This window comes from Zoogloea oleivorans (assembly GCF_008107625.1).
Classification (GTDB): Bacteria; Pseudomonadota; Gammaproteobacteria; order Burkholderiales; family Rhodocyclaceae; genus Zoogloea; species Zoogloea oleivorans.
In genome coordinates, this window is record NZ_SDKK01000010.1 from 189,030 (window position 1) to 203,556 (window position 14,527).

The 14,527-nt window shown below is 65.0% G+C and carries 7 protein-coding genes; 2 read left to right on the forward strand and 5 right to left on the reverse strand.

Annotated elements, in window-relative coordinates; translation table 11 throughout:
- Positions 1–10 precede the first annotated feature (10 nt).
- Both ETQ85_RS12355 and petA read right to left on the reverse strand, forming a co-directional pair.
- Complete coding sequence (locus ETQ85_RS12355; RefSeq protein WP_148579372.1) at positions 11–1,294, reverse strand: cytochrome b; 1,284 nt, start codon at positions 1,292–1,294, stop codon at positions 11–13.
- A gap of 3 nt (positions 1,295–1,297) precedes the next feature.
- Complete coding sequence (petA, locus tag ETQ85_RS12360; RefSeq protein WP_148579373.1) at positions 1,298–1,891, reverse strand: ubiquinol-cytochrome c reductase iron-sulfur subunit; 594 nt, start codon at positions 1,889–1,891, stop codon at positions 1,298–1,300.
- Between the two features lie 274 nt (positions 1,892–2,165).
- Here petA and dacB point away from each other — a divergent pair, with 274 nt between their 5' ends.
- On the forward strand, positions 2,166–3,593 hold the full coding sequence (gene dacB, locus ETQ85_RS12365) for a D-alanyl-D-alanine carboxypeptidase/D-alanyl-D-alanine endopeptidase (RefSeq protein WP_246128754.1): 1,428 nt from the start codon (positions 2,166–2,168) through the stop codon (positions 3,591–3,593).
- An 18-nt stretch (positions 3,594–3,611) separates the two neighbouring features.
- Here the strand turns inward: dacB and ETQ85_RS12370 are convergent, their stop codons facing one another.
- From ETQ85_RS12370 to ETQ85_RS12380, 3 genes are all read right to left on the reverse strand, one after another.
- Complete coding sequence (locus ETQ85_RS12370) at positions 3,612–3,986, reverse strand: DUF2237 family protein (RefSeq protein ID WP_148579400.1); 375 nt, start codon at positions 3,984–3,986, stop codon at positions 3,612–3,614.
- An 11-nt stretch (positions 3,987–3,997) separates the two neighbouring features.
- Entirely contained in the window at positions 3,998–5,017 is a 1,020-nt protein-coding gene (gene galE, locus ETQ85_RS12375) for a UDP-glucose 4-epimerase GalE (protein WP_148579374.1), read from the reverse strand.
- A 71-nt stretch (positions 5,018–5,088) separates the two neighbouring features.
- Positions 5,089–6,276, reverse strand: coding sequence for a CaiB/BaiF CoA transferase family protein (locus tag ETQ85_RS12380; protein WP_148579375.1), 1,188 nt, complete (start codon positions 6,274–6,276; stop codon positions 5,089–5,091).
- Positions 6,277–6,514: 238 nt separating this feature from the next.
- On the opposite strand from ETQ85_RS12380, the gene ETQ85_RS12385 reads away from it, so the two are divergent.
- Positions 6,515–14,527, forward strand: an 8,013-nt coding sequence (locus ETQ85_RS12385) for a cadherin-like domain-containing protein (RefSeq protein WP_148579376.1), incomplete at its 3' end; no start/stop codon positions are given.

The following is a 14,527-nucleotide window of genomic DNA, read 5'->3' on the forward strand; positions in this document are numbered from 1 at the left end:
TTCATCCTCATTAACCGGTAACCCGATCAGGTTCGGGCTTGCACTTGTCGATCTTCGACCACCAAGGCATCGTGAGGAAGAAGAGGAAGTAGAACAGGCTCAGCAACTGGGCCACAGGAGCACCCGGAATCACGCCAAAGAAGGCGTAGGACGGCGGTTGTGTACCGAGGAAACCCAGGATGAAGAAAGCAATGACAAAGGCGGTCAGCATCGACTTGTAAATCGGGCCGCGATAGCGGATCGACTTGACCGGGCTGCGGTCCAGCCACGGCAGGAAGGCAATGATCACCACGCCACCACCCATCGCCACGACACCCCAGAACTTGGCATCAATACCCAGCAGCGGCCACACCATCGCACGCAGCAGCGAGTAGAACGGCGTGAAGTACCAGACCGGCGCAATGTGCGGCGGAGTCTTCAGCGGATCAGCCGGGACGAAGTTGTTGAACTCCAGGAAGTAGCCGCCGCCTTCAGGCGCAAAGAACACGATGAAGGAGAAAACGATCAGGAAGCCAACCACACCAACGATGTCCTTGACGGTGTAGTACGGATGGAACGGAATGCCGTCCAGCGGGTGGCCATCGGCGCCCTTCTTCTTCTTGATTTCGACACCGTCGGGGTTGTTGGAGCCGACTTCGTGCAGGGCAACGATGTGGGCAACCACCAGACCGATGAGGATCAGCGGCACGGCGATGACGTGGAAGGAGAAGAAGCGGTTCAGGGTCGCGTCGGACACCACGAAGTCGCCACGGATCACGACGGAAAGGTCGGGACCGATAACGGGAATCGCGGAGAACAGGTTCACGATCACCTGCGCACCCCAGAAGGACATCTGGCCCCAGGGCAGCAGGTAACCCATGAAGGCTTCAGCCATCAGCGCCAGGAAGATCAGCGTGCCGAAGATCCAGATCAGCTCGCGGGGCTTGCGGTAGGAACCGTAGAGCAGGCCGCGGAACATGTGCAGGTACACCACCACAAAGAACGCCGAAGCGCCCGTCGAGTGCATGTAACGGATGATCCAGCCACCCGGCACATCACGCATGATGTATTCGACGGAGGCGAAAGCCACCGGCACACCAGAGGCGTTCAGGGAGGCATCCGGCTTGTAGTGCATCACGAGGAAGATGCCGGTAACGATCTGGATCACCAGCACCAACAGCGCCAGGGAACCAAAGAAATACCAGAAGTTGAAGTTCTTGGGGGCGTAGTACTCGGTGAGGTGCCCCTTGATGGAGGAGGTCAACGGGAAACGTTCGTCAACCCAGTCCAATACCGCTTGAGCTTTGGTGGTCATCGTTTATGCCTTTCCGTCGTCGCCGATCAAGATCTTGGTGTCGGCCAGGTACTTGTGCGGCGGAATCTCGAGGTTGTCCGGTGCCGGCTTGCTCTTGTAGACGCGACCAGCCAGGTCGAAGGTCGAGCCGTGACAGGGGCACAGAAACCCGCCCGGCCAGTCGGCGCTGACGCCGCTTTCAGGACCGGTCTTGAACTTGTCCGACGGGGAACAACCCAGGTGCGTACAGATGCCAACCGCCACCAGGATTTCCGGCTTGATGGAGCGGGTTTCGTTCTTGGCGTACTCCGGTTGCATCGGCTTGTCGGAGTTGGGATCGCTGACTTCGCCATCGGTCTTCTTCAGCGAATCCAGCATCTCCTTGGTCCGGTTGATAATCCATACCGGCTTGCCGCGCCACTCGACAGTCATCATCTGACCGGGCTGCAGCTTGCTGATATCCACTTCAACCGGCGCACCGGCTGCCTTTGCTCGTTCGGATGGCGTAAGGCTCCCGACGAACGGAACGGCCACAGCCGCAACGGCCACGCCTCCCGCAGCCGATGTCGCCAGCAACAGCTGGCGCCGACCCGCATCCACTTTATGATCCACGCTCATGGCCCACTAACCTCAGTAAAAGAGACTTCGAAGATCGCAATACGGAAAACTCGCGGAGTATAGCGAAAACCCGTACCCAAAAAAAGGCCTATCGCGCTAAACCCGCGCCAGCATTGGAAATTATCCAAAAACAAGATTTTCAAGAAAGCTCAAAAAAAACTGTACTGGCATCCTGATCGACTGTTTTTTTGCATCGCAACAAGCACCTCAAATGGCGGGAGCGGCATAATCGGCGCCTGTGCAGCCCTCTTTCCGCGCCCGCCCCACACCTCCAATGCCCCCCTCCGACCGCCTCCTTCATCTCGCCTGCGCCATGACCCTGCTGGCCGGCACCTGTCAGGCCCACGGGGAAGCCTGGCCGGCAAATCTTGACGCCAGCCTGACACGAGCAGGCATTCCCCGCAGCGCCACCAGTCTCCTGGTCCGGGATCTCGATGGCTCTGCCGCCCTGGTGAGCCACCGAACCGGCGAAGCGATGAACCCGGCCTCGGTGATGAAACTCGTCACAGCCTACGTCGCCCTCGACCAGCTCGGCCCGAGCTTCACATGGAAGACGCGCATCGCCGCCAGCGGGGATATCCGCACCGAGACGCTGAACGGCAATCTCTTCATCGTCGGCAGCGGCGATCCACGTCTGTCGCGCGAACGCCTCTGGCTACTGCTGCGGGATCTGCGCAACCGCGGCATCCGCCACATCGACGGAGACGTGATCACCGACCGCAACCTTTTCCGCCTGCCGCCCCACGACCCTGCCGCCTTTGACCAGCGCCCGCTGCGCCCCTACAACGTCGGCGCCGATACCCTGACCGTCGATTACGGCGCGATCCAGCTACGCGTCACCCCCATGACCACGGGCGCCACCGTCGGTACCGATCCGCTCCCTGCCGGGCTACTTCTGAACAACCGCATCCGGCGCAACGGCAATGGCAACTGCACCGATCCCCTAACCCATCTGACGGCAACGGCGACAGACACCATTGCCGGCACCCTCCTCACCCTGGACGGCAGCCTGCCCCCGAGTTGCAGCGAAGTTTTCGACTGGAACCTCGCCCCACTTCCGCCCCGGCAGCTCTTCGAGGGGATGTTTCGCACCCTGTGGCAAGAGCTGGGTGGCGAGATCAGCGGGCGCTTTCGGGATGGCCGAACGCCGCCAGATGCCCGCCCACTGGCCGAATCGGTGTCGCCGAGCCTGCCGGAAGTACTGCGCGACATGAACAAGTGGTCGAACAACGTGATTGCCCGCCACGTACTGGCGACACTGGGCGCAAGCGCCGAGCCGGACCAGGACGCCCCGTCGGCGGGCGCCCGACGGGTCCAGCGCACCCTCGCCGCCAGCGGAGTGGCCACAGACGGTCTGGTGGTGGAAAACGGCGCCGGACTGTCCCGCACCGAACGGATCACGGCGAACACGCTGGGTCAGGTGCTCGTCGCCGCCTGGCACAGCCCGACAATGCCCGAACTACTCTCTTCGCTCCCCATCGCCGGTCGCGACGGCACCGCCCGTCGGCGCGTCGCCAACAGTCCGGCCGCAGGTTATGCCCACGTCAAGACGGGCACACTGGACGGCGTGCGCAGCATGGCCGGCTACGTGCTGGCCCGCAACGGCCATCGTTACGCGGTGGTGCTGATGATCAACCACCCCAATGCCGGAGCCGCCCGGGACGCCCAGGATGCCCTGCTGGAGTGGGTTGCCGGACTTTAAGGGGAGCGCCCCTCAACGCTAAGGCTCGTATGCGTAGCGTTTGAGAGCGTCGAGGGGAATGACCTCCAGTGCGGCCATGTGGGTTGCTGCCAGCACCACCGGCGGCGCACAGCCAGCCTCCCACGCCTCCCGCCAGCGCAACGCACACAAGCACCAGCGGTCGCCGGGCTTGAGGCCGGCAAAACGGAACTCGGGACGCGGCGTGGACAAATCATTCCCGCGCAACGCACTGAAGCCGAGGAACTCGGCCGTCACCTTCACGCACACGTGATGGCGCCCCATGTCATCCGGATCAGATTCGCAGCAACCGCTACGCATCCAGCCGGTGAGCGGATCGTAGCTGCAGGCAAGAAGCGCTTCACCAAGGACGTTGAGGGCATCACTGACCGGCATGTCTGATTGACTCAATCGGGGTATCCCTGTGGATTGGAACTCTGCCAGCGCCAGGCATCGGCGCACATCTCCTCGATCCCGCGAGTGGCCCGCCAGCCCAACTCCGTTTCGGCCAGCGTCGGCTCTGCGTAACACTGGGCCACGTCACCCGGACGTCGAGGGGCAATCTCGTAGGGCACCGGACGGCCACTGGCCTTCTCGAAGGCATTGACCACGTCGATGACGCTGTAGCCCTGCCCCGTACCGAGGTTGACCGTCAGCACGCCCGTCCGTTCCGACAGCCTGCGTACCGCCGCCACGTGCCCGACAGCCAGGTCCACCACGTGAATGTAATCACGCACTCCCGTGCCATCCGGTGTGGCGTAATCCCCACCGAAAACCCGCAACTGCGGCAGACGCCCAACAGCCACCTGGCTCACATAGGGCATCAGGTTGTTGGGCAGACCGTTCGGGTCCTCCCCGATACGACCGCTGGCATGGGCGCCCACCGGGTTGAAGTAGCGCAGCAGCGCGACACGCCATTCCGGATCGGCCGCCGCCAGGTCGGACAGCACAAGCTCCATCATCCACTTGGTACGCCCGTAGGGATTGGTCGGACCGGTGGGAAAGTCCTCGCGAATCGGCACACTGGCTGGATCACCATACACCGTTGCGGAAGAACTGAAGACCAGCGACTTGACACCCGCCTCAGCCATCACCTCGGCCAGCGCCACCGTGCCGGCGATATTGTTGTCGTAATACATCAGCGGCTTGGCCACCGACTCGCCAACCGCCTTGAGCGCCGCAAAGTGAATCACCGCATCAATCGGGTGGGCGCCGAAAAGCGCACGCAACGCCGCCTTGTCGCGGATATCGGCCCGGTAAAAGGCGGCCAGCTTGCGCCCGGCAATTTCCTCCACGCGCTTGAGCGCCTCGGGCTTGCTGTTGGACAAATTATCAACAACAACAACGTCATAACCTGCAGCAAGAAGCTCGACGCAGGTATGCGAGCCGATATAGCCGGCACCGCCGGTGACAAGAATGGTGGGCATGCACACTTCCGGGTGAATGGAGAATGCAGGAATGATACCCCGCCTACCCTTCCGGCCGGGTTACCAACACGTCAAATTGCCCCATCGGCGCGTAACGCAGCAATTTTCTCCGGGCTGTAACCCAGGCCAGCAAGAATCTCGTCAGTATGCTCTCCAAGTTTTGGCCCCAGCCATTCGGTGGCACCCGGCGTAGCGGAAAGCTTCGGCACTACACCGGGAATGCGCAGAGGCTGGCCGTCGGGCAAAGAGGCCTCCTCCAGCATGCCGCGCGCGGCGAACTGGGCATCGCGGAACATGTCGGCCACCGAAAACACCGAACTCGCCGGCACCTCGGCCGCCTCCATGGCAGCCAGCACCGCATCACCATCCCGGGCGGCCACCCAGGCGTCGATGACCGTGTAGATTTCGGCAGCACGCAGATCACGCCCGGCATTGCTGACCAGATCCGGCGCCTCGGCCAGATCAGGGCGACCGATGGCGCGCATCAACCGGTTGAAGATCGCATCGCCATTGCCGCCGATAATGACGTGACGACCATCCCTTGTTGTATGCGTGTTCGAGGGCGTGATGCCCGGCATGATGTTGCCGGTACGCTCGCGCATGAAACCCGCCACGTCGAACTCCGGCACCATGCTTTCCATCATCGCAAACACCGCCTCGTAGAGCGCCACATCCACCACCTGCCCCACGCCACCATTCACCTCCCGGTGGCGCAGGGCCATCAGCGCGCCGATCGCGGCCCACAGCGCCGCAATCGAATCGCCGATGGAAATCCCGGTGCGCACCGGTGGGCGGTCCGGAAAACCCGTGATGTAGCGCAACCCGCCCATGGATTCACCAATCGCCCCAAAGCCCGGCCGGTCCTTGTAAGGTCCGGTCTGGCCAAAGCCGGACAGGCGCACCATCACCAGCCCTGGATTGGCCGCCGACAGAACGTCCCAGCCCAACCCGAGCTTCTCGAGCACGCCAGGGCGGAAGTTCTCCACCACGATGTCGGCCTCGGCCGCCAGTTGACGAACAATGGCCAGCCCCTCCGGATGCTTCAGATTGACCGTCAGGGATTTCTTGTTACGCGCCTGAACTGACCACCACAGGGACGTCCCCCGATGCAGCTTGCGCCACTGGCGCAGCGGATCACCGCCATCAGGCGACTCCACCTTGATGACATCCGCCCCGAACTCCCCAAGAATGCGTGTACAGAAGGGCCCTGCGATCAAGGTACCGAGTTCAAGCACCTTCACACCCTGCATGGGTTTCATATGTTCTTTCTCCACGTTGCGATTGCGGTCAGAATACGCACCCTGCCTATGTTAAATCTTGTAACTCCGCCGATCGCAGCCCTCAAGCATGAGGCTCAGCTTCCGATATTCGACTTTAATGCGTTACGCCGCTGCCTGTAAGGATTTCACCCCCCGACGCATCGGGGTGCATTGATTCGCAAGACCCACGCTCCCATTCCGATAATCACAAACGTGCCGCCCGGCGCGAGGTGTTGAAATGTCCACAAGAGTCGCTCAGAAGTCGCTTCGTCCCGTCTCCCACCGCCTCGCTCTTGAACCCCGCCATCTCTTCGATGGCGCCGCGCCGGTCACCGTCGACCAGCACGACGACACCGCCACCACCACGGATCGCGACGACGACGGCCAGCGACAGGGCACCACCGCCGACCTGCCGGGCAACACCGCCGAGCGGGCGGGCAGCACCGGCCTGGTGATTGTCGACCCTGCCGTACGCGGCTGGCAGGAGCTCGTCGCCGGCCTGCCCGCCGGCAGCGAAGTCCTGGTTCTCGACCCAAGCCGCTCCGGCCTCGAACAGATCGCCGACGCCCTGGGCAGTCGGGACGACATCACCACCCTGCACCTCGTCAGCCACGGCTCGGCCGACCAGATCGTGCTAGGTAACCAGAGCCTCGACACCGCCAGCCTGGAGGGCTTCCGCAGCGAGCTTGCCGCCATCGGCAGCCACCTCAGCTCCAGCGCCGACATTCTGATCTACGGCTGCGACGTGGCAAGCCAGGGCAGCGCCTTCATCGACCGCCTGGCGGCCCTTACCGGCGCCGACGTGGCGGCCTCCACCGACCTCACCGGCTCCATCGGCAGCGGTGGCAACACCACGCTGGAAGCCACCGCGGGCGCCATCGAAGCCAGCGCCCTCGCCCTCAGCGGGCTGGACGGCCTGCTGGCGGCCCCGACCATCACCGATAGCATCAGTGCCACCCGCAGCGGCACCGAGGACAGCGACATCACCATCAGCGGCATCACCCTCGCCGATGGCGACGGCAACAACCAGACCGTCACCCTCAGTTCCACCACCGGCACCCTGACCCTCGCCAGCACCACCGGGCTCATCGGCCTCACCGGCAACGGCACGGGCTCGATCAGCTTCAGCGGCACCCTGGCGGACGTCAACACGGCCATCAACGGCATGAATTTCCGTGGTCTGGCGGAAGCCAGCGGTGCGGCCGACTTCACCATTTCCACCAACGACGGCACCACGACGGTGAACCGTACGGTCAACCTGGCCATCACGCCAACCAACGATGTCCCGGTGCTGGCCGGTGGCACGCCCCTGTCCGTCCCGGAAGGTGGCACAACCAGCTTCAGCGCAGCCACCAACGTGGGCCCGACAGGCTTCACCCAGATCAACCTGGGCCTCTCGGACGTGGACAACACCCAAAACCAGGTCATCATAAAAGTAGCCGGGCTACCCGGCCGGGGGGTACTCAAGCTCGGCGGCAACGAACTGTCGGTCGGCTCGACCTTCGCCGTCAGCCAGATCGCCCAGCTCAGCTACACCCACAACGGCAACCAGGTGCTCGCCCCCACTACCGACACCTTCCTCATCACCGTCGATGACGGCGCCGGTGGTCTGCTCCTGAGTCGTGCCGTCAATGTCGAGATCACCCCTGTCAACCAGGCCCCCTCCATCGCCGGCACGGTCACCGTCTTCGAAGGCGAACAGGATGTCAGCCTGACCGCCAACACCAATCTCGTCCCGCCCGTATCGACGCCCCGCGGCGCCATCTCCGGCACCGACCCGGACGACACCGTCTTCACTTACAGCATCACCAGCCTGCCCGGTCAAGGCACGCTGAAATACGATGGCGTGGTCATCGCCTCGGCCAGCGTCGGCAGCCCCTTCGTCGTAGCCGACCTGAGCAAGCTCACCTACAGTCACGACGGCAGCGAGCCCACCGGTACGCCCGACAGCTTCAAAATGCGCATCACCGACAGCGGCGGCGGCACCGGCGTCCCCCTCTCCAACGACACTACCATCCAGATCGGGGTCATCGGCAACAACAACGACCCGGTGCTCACCACCGATGTTTCCCAGACCCTCACCGGCACCGCCACCAGCCTCGTCATCACCCCGGCCATGCTCCAGGTGACCGACACCGACTCGCCGGACAGCAGCCTCACCTACACCCTGACGGCCGTTCCCAACTCGGCTGAGGGCTACTTCAGCCTGGGCGGCAACCGGCTGGTGGCCGGCGCCACCTTCACCCAGCAGGACATCACCAGCGGCAGCCTGGTCTACGTCACCCTCTCCGCCAGCCCCCGCACCGACAGCATCAGCTTCACCGTCAAGGACGGCGACCGCCGCATCTACCCGACGCCCCGGGACGGCGGCATCTACGTGGCGGGCACCGACACGCTGGCGGTCAACACCTTCAGCATCAACGTGCAGAGCACCGGCGTAGACGGCAGCCCCGTACCGCTGCCCGCTGTGGTCAACGTCGTGCCGACCACCGGCGGCAGCAACGCCGCAGCCCTGCTTGAGGGTGAGACGATCACTCTCAACAACACCCAGCTCACCGCCACTGACCCGGACACGGTACCCGGGCAGCTGACCTACCGGGTCCTCTCCCTGCCCACCAGCGGCAGCATCCGGCTCAACGGCGCGGCACTGGAATACTTCGACAGTTTCACCCAGGCCGACGTGAATGCCGGGCGCGTCACCTTTGTCCATGCCGGCGGCGAAGACTTCGACGACGTCTTCACCTACTCAGTCTCCGACGGCTCTACCGAAACGGCCGTCCGCAACTTCAACCTAACCATCACCCCCCAGAACGACACGCCCACCGCCACCAACGGCAGCCGCATTTTCGGGCCTGAGGGCAGCAGCCTTACCATCACACCGGCCAACATCGTCCTCGCCGATGCCGACAACTCGGCCTCCGACAACGAAACCGGCTACGCCGTCGACAACACTCTGCGCTTCCAGATCACCGGCGACGTCAGCCACGGCAGCCTGACCCTCGACGGCGTCACCCTCAATGTGGGTGACTTCGTGAGCGCCGCAGACTTCACGGCCGGCAAGCTGGTTTACACCCACGACAGCAGCGAGAACTTCACCGACAGCTTCCGGCTTGTTCCCATCGACGACCAGGGCATCACTGCAGTTACGGCCACAGCAACCAATCACACCAGCACCGGCACCGAACTATTCGTTCCGATCACCCTCACCCCGATCAACGACTCGCCGCAATACCAGCACAAGTCCCAGCTGATCACGGGCGAAGCCGGCCCCATCATCGAAGGGGCAACGGCCACCATTGGCGGCGCCCTAGGCTACGCCAACACCAACGGCATCACCGGTGCCGGCGCGCCCAGCCTGCCGGCCAACAGCGTCGCCCACCTGGTCTTCGGCGACACGGATAACTCCACCGAACAGCGCCAGTACCGGGTTACCACGGCACCGGCCAACGGCAACCTGCGGCTCGGCGGTGCGGTCCTCTCTGTGGGCTCCGTGTTCACCCAGGCCGACCTGGACAGCGGCCGGATCACCTACCGGCACAACGGCAGCGAGACCTCATCCGACTTCTTCGACTATGTGGTCAGCGACGGGGATTTCGTCTCCAACGACATCACCTCGGTCCCCCAGGGCAACACCCCGACGCCGTCCCGCTACAACATCGAACTGGCCGCTGCCAACGACAAGCCCACCATCACGACGGGCAGCAGCAACCTGGTGGTCAATTCGGCCGCCACCCCGGTCGCGCTCCCGGCCATCACCCTTGCCGACCTGGACGTGGCGGGCGGCATTGGCGCGGGCGAACAGGATTTCGTGCAGGTCACGGCCGAATTCCTTGACGCAGCAGATGCCCCCTTTGCCGCCGGCGTGCTCAGCTTCAACGGCGCCCTGCCCGCCGGCGTCATCGTCACCAACGTTGCGGGCGACAATACCGTCGTCTTCCAGGGCAGCCTGGCCGACGTCCAGTCCGCCCTCAACCAGCTGCGCGCCGCCACCAACGGCTCTGACCCCGACCTGGCCAACCTGAAGATCAAGGTCACCGTGGATGACCGCCTGCGGGATGCCTCCGGCGCCCTCACCGCCGGCGCCAACGGCGGCAGCACCAACGCCGACGGCACCCCCATCGACGCCACCAACAACGTGGCCAGCGTGGTCTTTGCCGTTGCCGCCTCCGACACCAACGACCCGCCCGTCATCACCAACCCGACGCCGAGCCAGACGGTCAATGAGGACGTCCGCAGCCAGATCACCGGCTTCTCTTTCGCCGATCCGGACGCTTTCTCCAGCACCACCAACACCATCACCCTGACAGCCGGCGCGGGCAGCCACATCTACTTCGGCAGCACGGGTTCGACCACCCCCGCCGGCCTCAGCGTCACCGCCGGCGCCGTCGGCTCCAACACCGTCACCCTGCGAGGTTCCGCCACCGACCTCAACGCCGCCCTGACCAGTCTCTACTACCAGAGCGCCACGCACTACAACGGCGATGACACCCTGAGCCTCACGGTGGACGACGGCGGCAACACCGGCATCGACGGCGGCGGCACGGGCAACGACAGCGCGGCCATCGCCATCGCGATCAACCCGGTGAACGACGCCCCCACGCTGAGCATGCCCAGCGGCACCAAGTACATCACTGACGGCAGCTTCGAGTTCACCGGCCTCGGCAACACCATCAGCTTCAACGACGCCGCCGACATCAGCAATGCCGTTGCAGGCTTCGAGGTGGGCGTCGACAACTACACCGTCACCCTCAACGCCCAGCTGAGCGCCGCCAACTACGGCACCATCCAGGTCGGCACCACCACCGGCCTCAGCGTCACCAGCAACACCGGCAATGTGGTCCTCACCGGCAGCCGCGCCGACCTGCTGGCCGCCCTCGCCACCGTCACCTACCTGCCCACCGACACCAACGTGAACGGCGCCATCACCTTCCGCGTGACGGTGGATGACGGCAACAACGGCGGCACCCAACTCCCGTCGGGCGTCAGCGGCCCCACGTCCGCCACCAACACCTTCACCCTGATCACCACCGACCAGAACGAAGCTCCCGGCATCGCCGGCCTAGACGCGACCTCGACCAACACCTACAGCGAAGGCGGCGCAGCCATCGTCGTCGACGCCAACGCCACCCTGGTGGACCCCGAGCTGGACATTTACCCGAGCTGGAGCGGTGCCGTGCTGCGCATCGAACGCCAGGGCGGCGCAAACGCCCAGGACGTCTTAGGCGTCACCGGCAGCGGCACCACCGGCATCAACTTCAGTGGCGCCAACATCCGCAACGGCAGCACCGTGGTGGGCAGCTTCACCAATACCGGCGGCACCCTGGCCATCACCTTCAACGGCAATGCCACTGCCGCCATCGCCGACAGCGTGTTGCAGGCCGTCACCTACCGCAACAGCAGCGACGCCCCGCCGGCCTCCGTCACCCTCGCCTACACCATCAATGACCAGAACCCCAACATCGCCGGCGGCGGCGCTGCCGGCAGTGGTCAGGACCAGGGCGGCGGCGGCCAGCTGTCAGGCGGTGGCAACATCCTCATCAACATCAACCAGGTGGTGGACAACCCCGTGCTGTCAGCGGGCGCAGCCAAGCTCTACACAGAGAACGATCCGGCCCTCAGCGTCGACAACGCCATCACCCTCAGCGACGCCGACGACACCCAGATGAGCGGTGGCACCCTAAGCCTCAGCAGCGGCTTCCTCCCGGGCGACGTGCTCGCGGTGGACACCACGGGCACCGCCATCACCGCCACCTACGACGCGGGCACCGGCATCCTCACCCTGTCCGGCACCGACACCGCTGCCAACTACCAGAACGTCCTGCGCAGCCTCACCTACCTGAGCACCAGCGAAGACCCCAACAACAACGACACCCCCGCCAACCGCAGCCGTACCGTCACCTACAGCCTCACCGACGGCGGCTCCAGCGGCGCCGGCACGGGCACCGGCACGACGACGCGGCTCATCAACATCGTGCCCGTCAACGACACCCCGGCCCTCGGTGGCGCCGGCTCGACACTGACCTTCACCGAAAACGACCCCGCCCTGCTCCTCGAACCTGCCGGCTGGACCCTCACCGACGTGGACGACACCCAGATGGTCTCGGCCAGCGTGCAGATCAGCACCGGCCTGGGCAGTGGTGACACCCTGGCTGCCGGCAGCCTTCCTGCCGGCTGGACCCAGAGCTACAACGCCGGCACCGGCACGCTGACCCTCACCGGTGCCGCCACCGACCTGGCCAACGTGCTCGCCGCACTGCAGACCGTCAGCTACAGCAACGCCAGCGAAAACCCGTCCACCGCACAGCGCACCATCAGCTGGCAGGTCCGGGACGCCAACAGCGATGCCGCCAGCAACGGCACCCAGCTCTCCAACACCCTCACCACCACCCTCAACGTGGTATCCGTCCCCGACGCCCCGGTGGCAGAGGACGACGTCAACAGCATCACCGAGGGCGCCGCGTCGGTGGCCGGCAACGTCAAGCCTGGCACGCCGGGGCAGGACAACGACCAGGACAACACCAACGCCGAGCTGAGCATCACCGGCATCCGCATCGGCACCGAAGCCGCTGGCGGCGCGATGACCCCCATAGCCGCCGGTACAACCAGTGCCGACGGCACCGTCGTCACCGGCCTCTATGGCAGCCTGCGCATCGGCACCGACGGCAGCTACACCTACACCCTCGACAACGCCAATCCGGCGGTCAATGCCCTGAAGACCGGCGACACCCTGACCGAGGTTTTTGCCTACACCCTGGCCGATCCCGGCGCCCTCAGCGACATCGCCCAGCTCACCATCACCATCGACGGCGTCACCGACGGTGGCCCCTCCATCACCCCGGTGGATGGCAACGGCGCAGCCACGGGCGAGACCACCGTGTTCGAGGCCGGCCTCACCACCGTGGCGGATACCACCGAGACCAGCACCGGCACCATCACTCTCACCGCCGACGACGGCCTGAGCAGCATCTCCATCGGTGGCACCAGCATCAGCCTCGCCCAGCTCAACACCCTGGGCACCACGCCCGTCACCATCGCCACACCGGAAGGCGAGATCACCCTCACGGGTTTCACGGTCGGCAGCAGCGTTGGCGGCGTCCCGACCGCCGGCACCCTCGCCTACAGCTACACCCTGAGCCAGGATCAGACCACCCCCGCGGCCAGCGAGAGCACCGAGGTCGTGGCCCTGGAGATCACCGACGCCGGCGGCACCAGCGCCAGTGGCACCCTGACCATCCGCATCGTCGACGACCAGCCCACCGCCAACGCCGACACCAACAGCGTGAACGAAGGCTTCACCAACGCCCCCACCACCACCGCGGGCAATGTCTTTGCAGCGGGCTCGGCCGGTGATGTGGCCGACCGCCTGGGCGCCGACAGCGTCCCCGGCCCGGTCACCAACGTGAGCTTTGGCGCAACGCCCGGTACGCTCGGTGCCCCTCTGGCCGGCGCCTACGGAACCCTCACCCTGGCGGCCGACGGCAGCTACACCTACAGCCTCGACAACACCCACCCGGCCGTAGCTGCCATGCGCGCGGGCGACAGCCTGACCGAAGTCTTCGACTACACCGTCACCGACAAGGACGGTGACGCCGCCAGCACCACCCTGACCATCACCATCAACGGTCAGAACGACCCTCCGGTCGCGGTGGACGACGGCATCCTCGTCACCCCGGAAGACACCCCGCTGCGCGGCATCCCGGTGCTGTCCAACGACTCCGACCCCGAGAACGACCCGCTGACGGTCACCTCCGCCACCCTTCCGCCGGAACAGGGCACGGTCATCCTCAACCCGGACGGCACCCTGGACTTCATCCCGGCCCCCAACTTCCACGGCACCGCGGTGATCACCTACACCATCAGCGATGGCCACGGCGGAACCGATACGGCCATCGTGACCATCCAGGTGACGCCTGTGGACGATGTTCCGGTCGCCGTGGATGACGTGCTCACCACCCCGGAGGACACCCCGCTGACCGGCACCCTCACCGGCAACGACACCCCGTCCGGCGACGGCGGCAACGTGTGGGCCAAGGCCTCCGACCCGGCCCACGGCAGCGTGATAGTCAAGCCGGACGGCAGCTTCATCTACACACCCGCGCCCAATTACCACGGCCCGGACAGCTTCACCTACACCATCACCGATGCGGACGGAGACATCTCGACGGCCACCGTCACCCTAGGTATCAGCACGATGAACGATGTTCCGGTCGCCGTGGACGACGTGCTCACCCCCCCGGAGGACACCCCGCTG

Bases quoted from the DNA above. Each gene is read 5' to 3' on its own strand.
- ETQ85_RS12355 (WP_148579372.1), bottom strand. From the start codon at position 1,294: ATGACCACCAAAGCTCAAGCGGTATTGGACTGGGTTGACGAACGTTTC.
- ETQ85_RS12370 (WP_148579400.1), bottom strand. From the start codon at position 3,986: ATGCCGGTCAGTGATGCCCTCAACGTCCTTGGTGAAGCGCTTCTTGCC.
- dacB (WP_246128754.1), top strand. From the start codon at position 2,166: ATGCCCCCCTCCGACCGCCTCCTTCATCTCGCCTGCGCCATGACCCTG.
- galE (WP_148579374.1), bottom strand. From the start codon at position 5,017: ATGCCCACCATTCTTGTCACCGGCGGTGCCGGCTATATCGGCTCGCAT.
- petA (WP_148579373.1), bottom strand. From the start codon at position 1,891: ATGAGCGTGGATCATAAAGTGGATGCGGGTCGGCGCCAGCTGTTGCTG.
- ETQ85_RS12380 (WP_148579375.1), bottom strand. From the start codon at position 6,276: ATGAAACCCATGCAGGGTGTGAAGGTGCTTGAACTCGGTACCTTGATC.